Consider the following 14302-nt stretch of genomic DNA (forward strand, 5'->3'; position numbering starts at 1 on the left):
TGGTTCCTTCATGCTTCAATCGGCGTCCTGATCCCCGGGCGCTGGCCGCAATGGCAAGACCGAGGCGCCGTTCCTGCGCCATCGGACCACCGTGATCAACACGCCGGTCAGTCCCATGACCGCCGAGAGCGCAAGGATAACGCCGCCGGCGCCGGACAGTCCGGCGAAGACCCCGACAAGCAACCCCGCCAGCGGCTGCGACAGGTTGTTCAGCATGACGATCAAGCCGGTGGTCTTGCCGTAGTCCTGGCGGGGAATGATCCTTTGGCGGAGGCTCCGGATATAGACGTTGAACATCTTGTCGAAGCCGACGACCACGACGAAACCAGTCGCGTAGAGGAACGGCCCCGTCCCCGCTCCGGTCATGACCGCACCCAGGAAGATCATCGTGAAGGAGACGGAGCCCAGGACACCGAGCGGCACGGTCGTCTGAGCGATCCCGAACAGGATGACGACGGTGGCGACCGCGCCGGCCGCCTGGAGGACGGCGTAGAAGAACTCGGTCTGGCCGTGGATTCCCGTGACCATGGCGGCGGATGTCGCCAGCGTGACGCCGATGATCAGGTTGACGGCGGCGGCAAGGACGACCACGTCGATCAGTCCGGGAAGCCGGACGATGTGCCGGGCAGCCGTGACGAGCGACGCCGCCCAATGGCCGCTGGCCGCCTCCGGTTCCGCCAGTCGCGGCCGGGCGGCACGCTCCCACAGGATGACGGCGGCATCGGCGGCCAGAAAGAGTGCCGCCGCAAGCAGGACGACGTATTCCCAGGGCCAGATGCTTAGAAGGAAACCGGCGACCAGCGGTCCGAGCACCATGCCCAACTGGTCGGCGATCTGGGTATAGGACAGCACCTTTTCGAATCGCTGGCCGCTGAAGACCTGCGGCAGCATGACTTCGCGCGCCATGATCCCCTGGGACGTCAGGACGCCGCAGACTGCCGAAATGGCGATCAGCCAGAAGATCCCGCCCAGCGCGGCATAAGCCGCCATCCCGGCGAAGCAGGCGGCCGCCCTGCACACCTGACTGGTGTGCAGGAGCCGCAGGGGCGATATCCGGTCGCACAAGGCGCCGCAGATCGGGAACGAGGCGTAGCGCGGCAGAGTCTCAAGGAAGAACGCCACGCCTGACCAGCCCACGCTCCCGGTGATCTGGAAGATCACGAGCGGGACCAGGAACAGGAGGATCTGGTCGGCCAGCCGCGAGATGAAGAGAGACTGGAAGAACGCCTGATGCTCCAACTTCATCCATCGGCGCCCATGCGATTTCTCCACCAAGTTACATTAGAACCTGAAATTTCCGGCCTGTCGTACGACTTTCCCTCATGGCAGAGGTGTTGGGCCACGGGCCAACCTACGAAGCAGGAGCTTGTAGGTTGGCCCGTGGCCCAACACCAACGCGCTGACAAGTCGGAACTTTCCAGTTCTGGTATTACAGCAAGTCTCATGCGGGATCGGTGCCGTCAAAGGCTCGCTTCAGCGCTGCGATATCCAGCTTGACCATGCCCATCACCGCCTGCATGGCTCGGGCGGCACGGGTCCGGTCGGGGTCACCCAGCATGGCGCCGATCCCGCTCGGCATGATCTGCCACGCGATGCCGTAGCGATCCCGCAGCCAGCCGCACTGTTCCTCGGTGCCGCCTGCCAGAAGAGCGTCCCAGACACGGTCCAGTTCCTCCTGATCGTCGCACTCGTAGGCGAGCGAGATGGCGTGGCCGAACTCCTGACGCATGCCGCCGTTCAGGGCCGCCACACGCTGGCCCGCGAGGGTGAACTCGACCACCGCCACGCTGCCGGCCGGTCCACCGGGGGTATCCGTCGGGTAATCGACCACGCGGTCGATCCGGGAGTCGGGCAGGATCGAGACATAGTATTCGGCTGCTTCAAGCGCCTCGTGGGCAAACCACAGCCAAGGAGTGAGTTTCGCCATTCTCATTTTCTCCGTCTCGGGGGAACGATGAGTCAGCCTTCGAACAGGATGTCGAAGCCGCCATAGATCATCCGCTTCCCGTCGAAGGGCATGTCGGCGCCGGTCTGCATGCGGGGATCCTTCACGACCTCCGGGTGGCCCGCGTCGCGGACCGCTTTCGACGGCCATACGATCCACGAGAAGACCACCGTCTCGCCCGCCTCGGCCTTCACGGCGCCCTTGAAGTCGGTGACCTTGCCGTCGGGTACGTCGTCGCCCCAGCATTCGACCAGCTTGATCGCGCCATGCTCCTTGAATACTTCAGCAGCCCTGGCGCACATTTCCCGGTATTCTTCCTTCTTGTGGGTCGGCACCGGAACGACGAATCCGTCGATGTAGCTCATGGCTCTTCTCCCTTGATGTCCTGGTTTTGCTTACGCGCCGGTGGCTCCGCCGCCCATCGCTTCCGCAGCGGCGGCGACGTCCATCCACATGATTTCCCAGATGTGGCCGTCCGGGTCCTCGAAGCTGCGTCCGTACATGAAGCCATAATCCTGCTTCGGACCGGGATCGACGACGCCTCCCGCAGCGCCCGCCTTGTTCGTCATGTCGTCGACCGCCTCGCGGCTGTCGGCGGAAAGGCAGATCAGCACCTCGCTGGTCGTCTTCGCATCGGCGATCGCCTTGGGCGTGAACTGGCGGAACTTGTCGTGTGTCAGCAGCATCACGCTGATGGTTTCCGAAAACACCATGCAGGTGGCGGTGTGGTCGCTGAACTGCTCGTTCTTGCGGGCACCGATGGCTTCGTAGAAGGCGTTGGAGCGCGCCAGATCGGCGACGGGCAGATTGACGAAGATCAGCCTGGACATTGGATCGTCCTCCCGGTTGGCTGGTTGTCGGTTGATTGTTTGACCATCATGCACGGTTCTGTTATAAAAATGAACTATGAAGTTAGAAAAAATAACTGAACCGTCGGAGACCCGGCAGCGCCGTACCTATGACGACGCCTGCGCCGCCGCACACGCGCTCGACCTCGTCGGGGAACGCTGGGCGCTGCTGGTGATGCGCGAGCTGATGATGGGGCCGAAGCGGTTCAGCGACCTGCGCGCCAGCCTTCCCGGCATCAGCGCCAATGTCCTGACCCAGCGGCTCGAAGGGCTGGAGACAGCCGGCGTCCTGACTAAGCGAAAGCTGCCGCCGCCCGCCTCCGCCCAGGTCTACGAACTGACGCCCTGGGGCTACGAGAGCGAGCCGATCTTCCAGGCGCTCGGCCGCTGGGCGGCGCGCTCGCCGTCCCATGACCCGACCCTGCCCTTCAGCGCCGCGTCCCTGCTGCTGTCGCTCCGCACGATGCTCGACCCGATACGCGCGGCTGATATCGACGCCAGGATCGGGCTGATCCTCGGCGAGGAGACGTTCGTCGGCCATCTGGCCGGCGGCGAAATAGAGATCGCACGGGCGGACCCCGCCGGCGCCGACGTGATCTTCGAGGGAGAGCCGCGCGTCATCGCCGGGGCGATCTATGGCGGCCAGCCGTTGGACGTTCTGGAAACCGCCAACGTGCTGCGGGTCTCCGGCGACCGGGAATTTGCCGAACGGTTCGTCACCCTGTTTCCGCTGCCGCCGAAAGCCGGGACGTGACAAGGCCGCTCAGGGCGGGATGCCGATGCGGGGACCGGTCCGGCGGATGAGATCGGCCACCGATGGCCGCAGCGTGCGGAACGCCAGGAGGAAGTCGGCGCAGCGGTAGGAGGGGGTCGTCTGCCTGATCCTGTGGGCATAGGCCCGCGCTTCGTCCTGCCGGTCCGCCAGCGCGTCGCAGAAGGCGGCGATGGCGTGGATATGGACATGGGCGTTGGGGCGGCCGGCTGCCCGCTCGCCCCACACCGCCGCCTGAGCATATTCCCCCAGGTTGAGGCATGCCAGAGCCCGCACGCCCAGCATGCCGAACAGCAGCGGATCGATCGGGCTCAGCCTCTGCGCCAGATCGACGGCGCGGAGCGCCGTGGGGGTGTCGCCACCCTGTGCCTGGACGAAGGCGATCGTGTAGTGGCCGAGCGCGAAGTTAGGGTTGAAATCGACCGCGAGGTTAAGTTCCTCGACCGCGTCTTCCTGCCGCTTCAGAAGCCACAGCGCGCGTCCCAGGACCCAGTGAGCCGTCGGGTCCCGTTCGTCCAGGGCGACGCTTTGCTCGGCGAAGCGGTAGGCGCGGTCTGTTTCGACCGCATGGTCGGCGGTGCGGTGAAGGAAGGCGTCCTGGAAATGGGTGAACGACAGGCCGGCGTGCGCCCGAGCACAGAGCGGGTCGAGACCGACCGCCTGCTGGAAGAAACCGCGCGCCGTCTCGTTGTCGTCGCGGGTGAAGCGGAACATGTGCCAGAGGCCGCGATGGTAGGCTCCCCAGGCGTCGAGCGAGGCGGGCTGGCGCATCAGGGCGCGCCGGATCTCCGCCGTCTCGATCTCAGCCTCCAGCGAGGCGGCGACGCGTGCGGTCAATTCATCCTGGATTGCGAAGACGTCGTCAAGCCTCCTGTCAAGCACGTCGCTCCAGACCACGGCCTCGGTCTCGGCCTCCACCAGTTCCACCGTCAGCCGAAGCCGCCCGTATTGGGTGCGGACCGTGCCGGTCACCAGATAGCGGACGCCGAGCGTGCGTCCGATCGTGCGGGGATCGGCGGACGCATCCCTGAAGCGGAAGGACGAACCGTGGGAAATCACGAACAGCGAGCGCAGCCGCGCCAACCGCAGCAGGATGTCGTGAGCGAGAGCGTCGGCTAAGCCGCCACCCTCGGCCGGACCCTCCAGGATACCGAAGGGCAACACGGCAAGCGACGGTCTGGCGGGCACCGCCCGCGTTTCCGGCTCCCGGACGTTGCCGACCATCGCAGCAGGGGGTACGGCACCGTCGCTGTTGCGGATGCGGCGCAAAAGAGCCTTGGTTTCCTCCTCCGGTTCCGCATCGAGGTGGCGGCGCACGGCTTCCGCACAGTTCCGGTACTGGCGGAGGGCGTCCGAGCGCCGCCCCGTGCTGATGTGGGCGCGCATCAAGGCGCGGTGCGCCTCCTCGCAGGCTGGATCGAAGGTCAGCCAGCGCTCGGCGGCCGAACCGACGCCGCCCCAGTCGCCTTGCGCCTCGCACATTGCCGTCAGGCGGGAAAAGACGTTGGCGGCGATCCGGGCGAAGCGCGCTCGCTCTCCGGCAAGCCACGTGTCGAAATCCTCCAGGCCAGCTTCCGCCTCAGGCAGCACCATGCCTGAGCACATCTCGGTGGCGGCGCGAAGGCTGCCGGGTGTAGCCTCGTGAGCCAGACGCTGGACCGTCAAGGCGTCCACGCATCCGGGTGGGAGCGCGAGCGCCACCGCCTCCCTGTCCGAATGGAGCAGGTCGCCCCCTGCCCGCTCACCAAGGCGGCGCAGTTCCAGCAGGCATTGACGCAGGGAGTGAAGTGCCTGCCGATCGCCGCCGTCGCCCCACAACAGGCCCGCCAATCGCTCGCGGGACACCGGCCGGGGAGCATTCAACGCAACGAAGGCCAGAAGCATCCGCGCCTTGCGGCTCGGCAATTCCAGCACCTGCCCGTCCGCGCGGGCAAGTTCGAAGCCGCCCAGCACGCGAAGCGTCGGTCCGTTCATCTCGCGCCGAAGAGAAGGGTGCATGGCACGCGGATCATAGCAGAGCCGGCGTCGGTTGTCAGACGCCCTTCGGCCTGAGGGAGGTAACTCCGAAAGAGAGGGACGGCGTTTTGACGCCCCAATGACGCGCCGACCGACACCGGGTTGACGGTCCCCGGCGATCCTCTGCGCCGGAAACCGGCAAGGACCGGATCTTTCTTCGAGCAAGGAGAACGTTATGGACGACCAGATCAGCACTGCGCAGATCAGCACCATGCCTGCCATCCAGCCGCACAACGAGCGCGCGGCATTGGTGTGGAGTTCGGGCGGGCGGGACTACGAGGAAATCATTCGCGGGGTCTATGACGGCATCGACACGACCGTCGCCCGGCTGAACCCCCATCCGGGCGAGCGCATCCTGGATGTCGCGACTGGCACCGGTATTACGGCGCGGGCCTGTGCCCGGCGCGGCGCGGATGTCACCGCGATGGACATTGCCGCCGGCCTGCTCGATGCCGCGCGCGAACTATCCGGCAGCCTCGCCATCGACTACCGCTTGGGCGATGCGGAAGCACTGCCCGTAGCGGATGCCAGCTTCGATGCCGTGGTCTCGACGTTCGGTGTCATGTTCGTCAGCCGCCCGGAGGCGGCGGCGGCCGAACTCGCCCGCGTCTGCAAACCCGGCGGCAGGCTGGGCCTTGCCACCTGGACGCCCGACGGCACCATTGCCGAAATGTTCGGCGTGATGCGCCCGTACATGGCCGCACCGCCGGCGGTATCGCCGTTCGACTGGGGTCGCCGCGAACGGCTGGAGGCCTTGCTGGGCGAGGCGTTCGACCTGACGATCACGACGGAGACCAGCCACTATGTCGAGACCGGAGGCGAAGCGGCCTGGAACACCTTCGTCAACGGCTACGGTCCGACCCGCATGCTGGCCGCCAGCCTGGACGACGACCGGCGAGCGGCGCTGAAACGGGACTTCGTCGCCTTCCACGAGCGGTTCCGCGAAGGTCAGGGCATCCATGTGCCGCGTACCTACGTGGTTACAACAGGCACCCGCCGATAGTAGCCCAAGCTTGGGGAACGGAAAGCCATCCGGCGCGGTTGAGCGGAGGGTCCGCTTGAAACCACCGGAGGCTTTCCATATCTGCGTCGATTTCCGTAGGCGCTAACGGGGATCGCGGATGTCCCATTATCGCCGCTTCGGGAGGAAGTTTTACAGTGACGGGAGTCACTTTAGCCCCGCAATCCACACATGCGTCCTCGTCAAACGCCCCGCTGCTTGACCATTGGCACTGGGCACCCCTACATTTCAGTAGACACCAGGGTGCCGCTTGCCGTCCATGACGGACAACAGGCCGCCGCACCAGTTATGATGATGAGGTAACATGAGCACCACCAAGATCACCGACGCCAGCTTCGACGCAGACGTTCTCAAGGCGACTGGCCCGGTTCTGGTCGATTTCTGGGCTGAATGGTGCGGACCCTGCAAGCAGATCGCACCGGCCCTGGAAGACCTCGCCACCGAGTTCGGTGAGAAGGTCACCGTTGCGAAGCTGAACATCGACGAAAATCCCAAGATACCCGGCCAGTTCGGCGTGCGTGGCATTCCCACGCTGATGCTGTTCAAGGACGGCAAGGTCGCGGCCACCAAGATCGGCGCTCTGCCGAAGGGCGCGCTGTTTCAGTGGGTCGAATCGGTCCTGTAAGATCGGGACATAGTTGTCGCGCCATGGCCCGGAGGCATCAGCCATTCCGGGCCAGGACGGCTCCCGCGAGATAAAGCGAGCCGCAGATCATCACGCGAGTCGGGCTTGGATCGCGCCGGATCAGGGCATCCAGCGCCGTATCCACGTTTTCCACCGCTTCGGCATCCTCGAATCCGACTGCCTGCGCGGCAGACGCCGCATTGTCCGGCGACAGCGACGCTTCCTCGCCGGGGATCGCGACGGCGCGTAACGTCGAGGCGAAGCCGCTCAGCGGGCGGAGGAAGTCCCTCGGCTCCTTGGTCGCCAGCATCCCGAAGATCAGCTTGAGCGGCAATCCATCGGCTTCGCGCCAACGCGCCGCCTGTGCGCCCAGCACTTCACCGGCGGAGTCGTTATGCCCGCCGTCCAGCCACAGATCCCAGCCCGGCGGCAGCCGGTCCACCAGCGGACCGCGCGTCAGCCGTTGCAGGCGGCCGGGCCAGCGGACTTCGACCAACCCCTTGCGGACAGCTTCATCCGAAACCGCGATTCCCGGCAGATGGTCCAGGCAGGCCAGCGCCACACCCGCATTGACGATCTGGTGAGCGCCGGGCAGAGCCGGCAGCGGCAGGTCAACGTTCCGCAACGGGCTTTCGAAGCGAAAGCCCTCCCCGTTCGCAAACGAGCGCCATGCTTCGCCCGCTTCGAACAGCGGTGCTCCGATGGCGGCGGCGCGCTCTCGGAACGCTGCGGTCACTTCAGCCGACGACTGCGGCGCGACGACGGATGGAACGCCCAGCCGCATGATGCCGGCCTTCTCTCCCGCGATCGCCGTCAGCGTCTCGCCTAGGAACTGCATATGGTCGTAAGAAATCCGCGTCAGGGCAGTGACGGCCGGGCGCTCGATCACGTTGGTGCTGTCCAGCCGTCCGCCCAGCCCGGTTTCCAGTAAAACCACGTCGGCGGGCGTGCGCGAGAACGCCAGCAAGGCGGCAACGGTTGTGATCTCGAAATATGTGATCGGCTCGCCCCGGTTCGCCTGCTCGCACTCCTCCAGGATTTCCGCCAGATAATCGTCGTCGATCAGATCTCCGGCTAAGCGGATGCGCTCGTGGAAGCGGACCAGATGGGGAGAAGTGTAGACGTGGACTCGCTTACCCGCCGCCTCCAGGAAGGCGCGCAGGAAGGCGATGGTCGATCCCTTGCCGTTGGTGCCCGCGACATGGACGACCGGCGGCAGCCTGGTGTGCGGGCTACCGACGGCTTCCAGCATCCGGAAGGTGCGGCCAAGGGAAAGATCGATGACCTTGGGATGAAGGTGTTTCAGCCGGTCCAGGACCGGATCGGCACGGTCAGCGGTCGGGACGGTCGCCGGCAGGCTCAAGGGGTTCACCGCTTTGTGTCTGTGCGGAAGTCGGGGTGACAGTCTCGTCCGCGTCCGGATCGATCAGGTCGGCCTCGGACGGCGGCGTCACGGTTTCCGGCTCGGCGGTCGGAAGAGTCACGATCTCGGCGGACGGGTTCGGCCGGCCCAGCAGGTCGAGAACCCGGATCAGGGTGGCGCGCAGGTCCTTGCGGTGGATGACCATGTCCACCATGCCGTGCTCCATCAGGTATTCGGAGCGCTGGAAGCCTTCCGGCAGGGTCTCGCGGATGGTGTCCTCGATCACGCGGGCGCCGGCGAAGCCGATCTGAGCACCCTTCTCCGCGATATGCAGGTCGCCCAGCATCGCGAAGGACGCCGTGACTCCCCCCGTGGTCGGGTCGGTCAGGACGACGATGTAGGGCAACCCAGCTTCCTTGACCATCTGCACGGCGATCGTGCTGCGCGGCATCTGCATCAGCGACAGGATGCCTTCCTGCATGCGGGCGCCGCCGGAAGACGGCACCACGATCAGCGGCGCTTCCTGAAGCACGGCCAGTCGGGCTGCGGCCAGCAGCCCCTCTCCCACCGCGATGCCCATGGAACCGCCCATGAAGCCGAAGTCGAACGCGGCGATGACGGTCTGCATGCCGCCCATCTTGCCGTGGGCGACGCGGATCGCATCGTTCTTGCCGGTCTTGGTCTGAGCTTCCTTCAGGCGATCGCTGTAGCGCTTCTGGTCACGGAACTTCAGCGGATCGACCGGCACCTTGGGCAGTTCGATGACCTGGAACTCGTCCTCGTCGAACAGCATCTTCAGCCGGCTTTCGGCATCAAGGCGCATATGGAAGCCGCAGTGCTGGCAAACGCGCAGGTTGTCTTCCATGTCGCGGTGGAAGATCATCGCCTCGCAATTGGGGCACTTATGCCAAAGATTGTCCGGCACTTCCTTCTTGGTGTAGAGGGCGCGGATCTTGGGCCGGACAAAATTGGTGAGCCAGTTCATGGGGGCGGGTCTTCGTCGATGTCTTGAGTTCAGCCGCGCGCGGCGCGCACGCCGTCGGCCAGGGTGCGCACGAAGGCCAGCACGTCGTCAACCAACCCAGCGCTGGCCAAGCCATTTTCGTCCAGGTTGGCGGCGATGCGGTTGACGATGGCGGAGCCGACCACGGCGGCATCGGCCAGACGCGCCACCGCTGCGGCGGCATCCGGAGTCGTGATGCCGAAGCCGACGGCGACCGGCAGATCGGTATGCCGGCGAAGCCGCTCGACCGCGAAGCTGATCGCGTCCTCGGTCGCGGAGCCTGCCCCGGTGATGCCGGCGACGGAGACGTAATAGACGAAGCCGCTGGTGTTCTGAAGCACCGTCGGCATGCGCTTGTCGTCGGTCGTCGGCGTCGCCAGCCGGATGAAGTTGACGCCGGCGTTCAGCGCCGGGACGCACAGCTCGACATCCTCTTCCGGCGGCAGATCGACCACGATCAGCCCATCGACCCCGGCAGCCTTGGCGTCGGTCAGGAACCGCTCGACGCCGTAGGAATAGATCGGGTTGTAATAGCCCATCAGGATGACCGGGGTCGTGGCGTCGGTCGCCCGGAATTCCTGGACGAGCTGGATCGTCCGGCGCAGCGACATGCCCGATTTCAGCGCCCGCAGCGACGATGCCTGGATCGACGGGCCGTCGGCCATCGGATCGGTAAACGGCATGCCGATCTCGATCACGTCGGCGCCGGCAGCCGGCAGGCCTTGGATCAGCTTCAGCGAGGTCGCGTAGTCGGGATCGCCAGCGGAGACGAAGGTCACCAGACCGCCCCGCCCTTCCTGCTTCAGCGCACCGAACTTGGCGGCCAACCGGCCGCTGTCGGCGGCGCGGGCGGCCTGCCCGGCTTCAAAACCTTCGTGGACCCCGGACTGAACGGCGGCTGCACTCATATTTGCACTCCAAGGGCTTCCGCCACGGTGAAGATGTCCTTGTCGCCACGGCCGCACAGGTTCATGACCAGCAGGTGGTCCTTGGGCAGGCTCGGCGCGATCCGGATGACGCCGGCCAGCGCGTGCGCCGGTTCCAGCGCCGGGATGATGCCCTCCATCCGGGAGCACATCTGGAAGGCGTCCAGGGCCTCGTTGTCGGTGGCGGAGATGTATTCGACCCGGCCGACATCGTGCAGCCAGGAGTGCTCCGGCCCGATGCCGGGATAGTCCAGCCCGGCGGAGATCGAGTGACCCTCGGTGATCTGGCCGTCGTCGTCCTGGAGCAGATAGGTCCGGTTGCCGTGGAGCACGCCGGGCCGTCCGCCGGTCAGGGACGCCGCATGGGCGCCGGTCTCGATGCCGTGCCCTGCCGCTTCCACCGCGACCATCTTGACGGAGGGTTCGTCCAGGAACGGGTAGAACAGGCCGATTGCGTTGGAGCCGCCGCCGATGCAGGCGACGAGGCTGTCGGGCAGACGCCCTTCCGCCGCGATCATCTGCTCCCGCACTTCCTCGCCGATCACGGACTGAAAGTCGCGGACCATGGCGGGATAGGGGTGCGGGCCGGCGGCCGTGCCGATGATGTAGAAGGTGTCCTCGACATTGGTCACCCAGTCGCGCAACGCCTCGTTCATGGCGTCCTTGAGGGTGCGCGAGCCGGACTTGACCGGCTTGACCTCGGCGCCCAGCAACTTCATGCGGAAGACGTTGGGCTTCTGCCGCTCGATGTCGGTCTCGCCCATGTAGATCGTGCAGGGCAGGTCGAACAGCGCGCAGACGGTCGCGGTGGCGACGCCGTGCTGGCCGGCCCCCGTCTCCGCGATGATGCGGCGCTTGCCCATCCGTCGGGCCAGCAGGATCTGGCCGATGCAGTTGTTGATCTTGTGGGCGCCGGTGTGGTTCAGCTCGTCCCGCTTGAAGTAGATCTTGGCGCCGCCGAGGTTCGCCGTCAGCCGTTCCGCGTGGTAGAGCGGACTGGGCCGGCCGACGTAATGCGTCAGGTAGTGGCGCAGTTCGGCCTTGAAGGCGGGATCGACCTTGGCGGCGTTGTACGCCTGCTCGACCTCAAGGATGAGCGGCATCAGCGTCTCGGCGACGAAACGTCCGCCATAGATGCCGAAGTGCCCCTGCTCGTCGGGACCCGAGCGGTAGGTATTGAGCTGCTGCATGATGCTCTGCGGCATATCGCCGGGTGCCCTGTTCGTGGTCGGAGATGTCACTGTGCCAACTCTCGTGCCTTCCGGAAGGGGCCAACATAGCGGCCGGTGAGTCGATTTTAAAGGACGATACGCATGAAATCCCGTCGATGCAGGGCAGCCTTGCCCTTGGGCGCCGGATTTCCCACATATGGGCATGGCGGCGCCGGAAGGGGCCGCCGCCACGGGCGCCGGGTTCGGGCCCATGTCGCTACTCGCCCAGACTGCTACTCGCTCAGTGGAGGAGGATGCCGCGTGACCACGAGATTGTCTTTGTTCAATAGCCCGCTACTTTTAGGCTTCGATCAGTTCGAGCGCACACTCGACCGGATCTCGAAGAACTCGGCCGAAGGGTACCCGCCGTACAATATCGAACAGATAGGGGAAGATGGTCTGCGGATCACACTTGCGGTAGCCGGCTTCACGATGGATGATCTGACGGTGCAGACCGAAGACAACCAGCTGGTGATCCGTGGCCGCCAAGTCGACGACAAGACCAGGATATATTTGCATCGCGGTATCGCCGCCCGTCAGTTCCAGCGCAGCTTCGTTCTGGCGGAAGGGATCGAAGTGGTCGGAGCGACGTTGGATAATGGATTGCTCCACGTGGACCTGAAGCGCCCGATCCCGGAGCCGAAGGTGCGCACCATCGCAATCCAGCAGCCGGCAGGCGGCCCGGATGGGGCTGACGCCCGCACGATCGACGTAACGCCGGAGATCGGCGGCTGATGCCGGCGGATTTCCACCGGGATCCCGGTCTTTAGCCTCGGTTCCAAAGCGCCGGTCCGGAAACGTACCGCTATTCGTTACAGAAAGACTGAGATCATGAACACCAGCCAGAACACATTGCGGCAGATTTCCAGCCAGGACTTCGTGGCCTTCGGCGTGAACGACCTTGCCTATATCAAGGTCGTCGATGTGGACGGCTCGACCGGCTACGCCATCCACGCCGCCGACGGCACTCCCCTGACGGTGATGCAGGAACGCGAAGCCGCCTTCGCGGCGGTGCGCCAGCACGAGCTGGAGCCGGTCAGCGTCCACTGAGACGCCTTTCCGACGACTGCGAGACGGTGTCCGTCACCTCCTGTTGAGATGACCATCCAACCGGAGGTGACCCATGCCAGAAAACGACAAGAACGATCGGAAGCCGCAGGCCGGAACCGACGACAAGCGGGATAAGACGCTGACGGAAAAAGAGGAAGACCAGGCCGGTGGCGAGAACAAGAAGACGCCAGGCCCGGTCCACGACGTCTGAACCGGGAATCCACCACTCCGGAATCGGCCCGGCGGTCGAAGTAACATCAAAGGGTTCCAGCCTTGAGCCGGGACCCTTGATTTTTTCGGTCCCCGGTTTTGGCCTTCAGGTCTTGACTGCTATCGGGTCGATGCTGCCGCAGGCAGAGAAGCCCGCGCCGGCTGCGCCGCCTTCGACCTCTTGAAGAAGCGCAGCAGCGGAAGTTCGACCAGATAATACACCGTGATGCCGACGACGACGCTGACGGCGATCGAGGCCACAAGATAGACGCAAGCGGAGTCGAGTTCTCGCTCTACCAGTCCCAGCCGGCTCCAGACCGTACGCACCACGCCCAGCGTGAGGATATGCGTCAGGTAGATGGAGTACGAAGCGTCCCCCATCAGCTTCAGAAACCTGTTGGAGGCGAACCGGCCGCGCAGGTCCAGCGACAGCGACGCCGTCACGATCAGAATGGCCGGCACGCCCCATACCAGCATCCGGGTCTCGGGAGCCTCGAAGGGAGCCAGGACGACCAGCGCCGCGACCGCCACGGGGATGACGGCCAGCGCCGGCAGCGTCGGCATCTTGAGGCGCCCATGGAGCCAGAAATGCCCGAGCATCATCCCGGCGACGAACTCCAGGATCAGGGACTCGGTGTAGAACAATCCTGCCGCGCTGTCGAAATCGAAGATGAAGCCGGCGGCTACCGCGGTGACGAACAGGCTCGCGATCAGGGGGATCATCAAGCGGCGCGGCAACAGCAAGGCCACGGCGAACACCAGGTAAAAGACCATCTCGTAGTTCAGCGTCCAGCCCGGCAGCAGGAGCGGCCAGATGCGCGTCGGCAGACCGGGGTAGAAACTGGGGATGAAGAACAGCGATTTGACGACATGCTCAGGGGTCAACATTACGCCCCGGAACAGGTGCGGCGCCAACAGGCAAGCACCCGCCACCGTCAGCGTGAGCAGCCAGTAGAGCGGTACGATGCGCACGATCCGGTTGGTCATGAACCGAAGCGGCGTAGTCCGCCGTTTATGCGTCGTCACCCACATGATGAAGCCGCTGATCACGAAGAAGATATCGACGCCGGCCTGGCCGAACTGCCAGATCTCTCCATGGAAAAAGACTTCGAATTCCGGGATCTGGTAGCGGGCATGATGGAAGACCACAAGCAGAGCCGCAAAAGCCCTGAGTATTTGAATCGAAATAATTGTGAATTTCATTGCAGGCTTTGATGCTTTTTCGGATGTGGATCTACGGATTATAACATCCGGCACGCTGCCACGTTACTTTTCTGGCCGGTGGCGTTAACACTAATCCATTTGAACGGCC

Annotated in this window: 16 protein-coding genes; 6 read left to right on the top strand and 10 right to left on the bottom strand. The window is 65.0% G+C overall.

What is annotated here, in order from left to right:
* Nucleotides 1-15 precede the first annotated feature (15 nt).
* The 4 genes from N826_RS13460 to N826_RS13475 all read right to left on the bottom strand — a co-directional run bounded on the left by N826_RS13460 (nt 16) and on the right by N826_RS13475 (nt 2775).
* Nucleotides 16-1245 carry an MFS transporter gene (locus tag N826_RS13460; protein ID WP_044429544.1) on the bottom strand — a complete coding sequence of 410 codons (1230 nt, stop codon included), beginning with the start codon at nt 1243-1245 and terminating at the stop codon, nt 16-18.
* 196 nt (nt 1246-1441) lie between these two features.
* A complete protein-coding gene (locus N826_RS13465; RefSeq protein ID WP_044429547.1) occupies nt 1442-1927 on the bottom strand; it encodes a VOC family protein in 486 nt (161 codons plus the stop codon).
* Between the two features lie 32 nt (nt 1928-1959).
* Entirely contained in the window at nt 1960-2310 is a 351-nt protein-coding gene (locus N826_RS13470) for a DUF1428 domain-containing protein (RefSeq protein WP_044429550.1), read from the bottom strand.
* Between the two features lie 30 nt (nt 2311-2340).
* Nucleotides 2341-2775 (bottom strand): VOC family protein, encoded by a 435-nt coding sequence (locus tag N826_RS13475; protein ID WP_044429553.1) that lies wholly within the window; start codon nt 2773-2775, stop codon nt 2341-2343.
* A 76-nt stretch (nt 2776-2851) separates the two neighbouring features.
* On the opposite strand from N826_RS13475, the gene N826_RS13480 reads away from it, so the two are divergent.
* The gene (locus N826_RS13480; protein ID WP_044429555.1) at nt 2852-3547 is read left to right on the top strand and encodes a winged helix-turn-helix transcriptional regulator; all 696 of its coding nucleotides are present in this window, start codon (nt 2852-2854) and stop codon (nt 3545-3547) included.
* A 9-nt stretch (nt 3548-3556) separates the two neighbouring features.
* On the opposite strand, the gene N826_RS13485 is transcribed toward N826_RS13480, so the two are convergent.
* The gene (locus tag N826_RS13485) at nt 3557-5563 is read right to left on the bottom strand and encodes a BTAD domain-containing putative transcriptional regulator (protein ID WP_147040732.1); all 2007 of its coding nucleotides are present in this window, start codon (nt 5561-5563) and stop codon (nt 3557-3559) included.
* Nucleotides 5564-5756: 193 nt separating this feature from the next.
* Between N826_RS13485 and N826_RS13490 the strand changes: the two genes are divergently transcribed.
* Both N826_RS13490 and trxA read left to right on the top strand, forming a co-directional pair.
* Nucleotides 5757-6584 (top strand): class I SAM-dependent methyltransferase, encoded by an 828-nt coding sequence (locus tag N826_RS13490; RefSeq protein WP_244619604.1) that lies wholly within the window; start codon nt 5757-5759, stop codon nt 6582-6584.
* 322 nt (nt 6585-6906) lie between these two features.
* The gene (gene trxA, locus N826_RS13495) at nt 6907-7227 is read left to right on the top strand and encodes a thioredoxin TrxA (RefSeq protein ID WP_044429557.1); all 321 of its coding nucleotides are present in this window, start codon (nt 6907-6909) and stop codon (nt 7225-7227) included.
* A 37-nt stretch (nt 7228-7264) separates the two neighbouring features.
* On the opposite strand, the gene N826_RS13500 is transcribed toward trxA, so the two are convergent.
* Genes N826_RS13500 through trpB form a run of 4 tightly spaced genes read right to left on the bottom strand, consistent with a single transcriptional unit; the run spans nt 7265 to nt 11709 of the window.
* Nucleotides 7265-8599: a bifunctional folylpolyglutamate synthase/dihydrofolate synthase gene (locus tag N826_RS13500; RefSeq protein WP_084720732.1), complete on the bottom strand. Its 1335-nt coding sequence runs from the start codon at nt 8597-8599 to the stop codon at nt 7265-7267.
* The gene (gene accD / locus N826_RS13505; RefSeq protein WP_044429558.1) at nt 8559-9575 is read right to left on the bottom strand and encodes an acetyl-CoA carboxylase, carboxyltransferase subunit beta; all 1017 of its coding nucleotides are present in this window, start codon (nt 9573-9575) and stop codon (nt 8559-8561) included. The genes N826_RS13500 and accD overlap by 41 nt, the downstream gene beginning before the upstream one ends.
* Before the next feature lie 29 nt (nt 9576-9604).
* On the bottom strand, nt 9605-10501 hold the full coding sequence (gene trpA / locus N826_RS13510; RefSeq protein ID WP_084720733.1) for a tryptophan synthase subunit alpha: 897 nt from the start codon (nt 10499-10501) through the stop codon (nt 9605-9607).
* Nucleotides 10498-11709: a tryptophan synthase subunit beta gene (gene trpB / locus N826_RS13515; RefSeq protein ID WP_044429769.1), complete on the bottom strand. Its 1212-nt coding sequence runs from the start codon at nt 11707-11709 to the stop codon at nt 10498-10500. Before trpB ends, trpA begins: the two co-directional genes overlap by 4 nt.
* Before the next feature lie 282 nt (nt 11710-11991).
* On the opposite strand from trpB, the gene N826_RS13520 reads away from it, so the two are divergent.
* The 3 genes from N826_RS13520 to N826_RS43020 all read left to right on the top strand — a co-directional run bounded on the left by N826_RS13520 (nt 11992) and on the right by N826_RS43020 (nt 12991).
* A complete protein-coding gene (locus tag N826_RS13520) occupies nt 11992-12465 on the top strand; it encodes an Hsp20 family protein (protein ID WP_044429559.1) in 474 nt (157 codons plus the stop codon).
* A 96-nt stretch (nt 12466-12561) separates the two neighbouring features.
* Complete coding sequence (locus N826_RS13525) at nt 12562-12780, top strand: DUF1150 family protein (protein ID WP_044429560.1); 219 nt, start codon at nt 12562-12564, stop codon at nt 12778-12780.
* A gap of 73 nt (nt 12781-12853) precedes the next feature.
* Nucleotides 12854-12991, top strand: a complete 138-nt coding sequence (locus tag N826_RS43020; RefSeq protein ID WP_157599339.1) for a hypothetical protein — start codon at nt 12854-12856, stop codon at nt 12989-12991.
* Between the two features lie 119 nt (nt 12992-13110).
* Here N826_RS43020 and N826_RS13530 read toward each other — a convergent pair whose 3' ends face one another.
* Nucleotides 13111-14193, bottom strand: a complete 1083-nt coding sequence (locus tag N826_RS13530) for an acyltransferase family protein (protein ID WP_044429561.1) — start codon at nt 14191-14193, stop codon at nt 13111-13113.
* Between the last annotated feature and the right edge of the window lie 109 nt (nt 14194-14302).

This window comes from Skermanella aerolata KACC 11604 (assembly GCF_000936425.1).
Classification (GTDB): Bacteria; Pseudomonadota; Alphaproteobacteria; order Azospirillales; family Azospirillaceae; genus Skermanella; species Skermanella aerolata.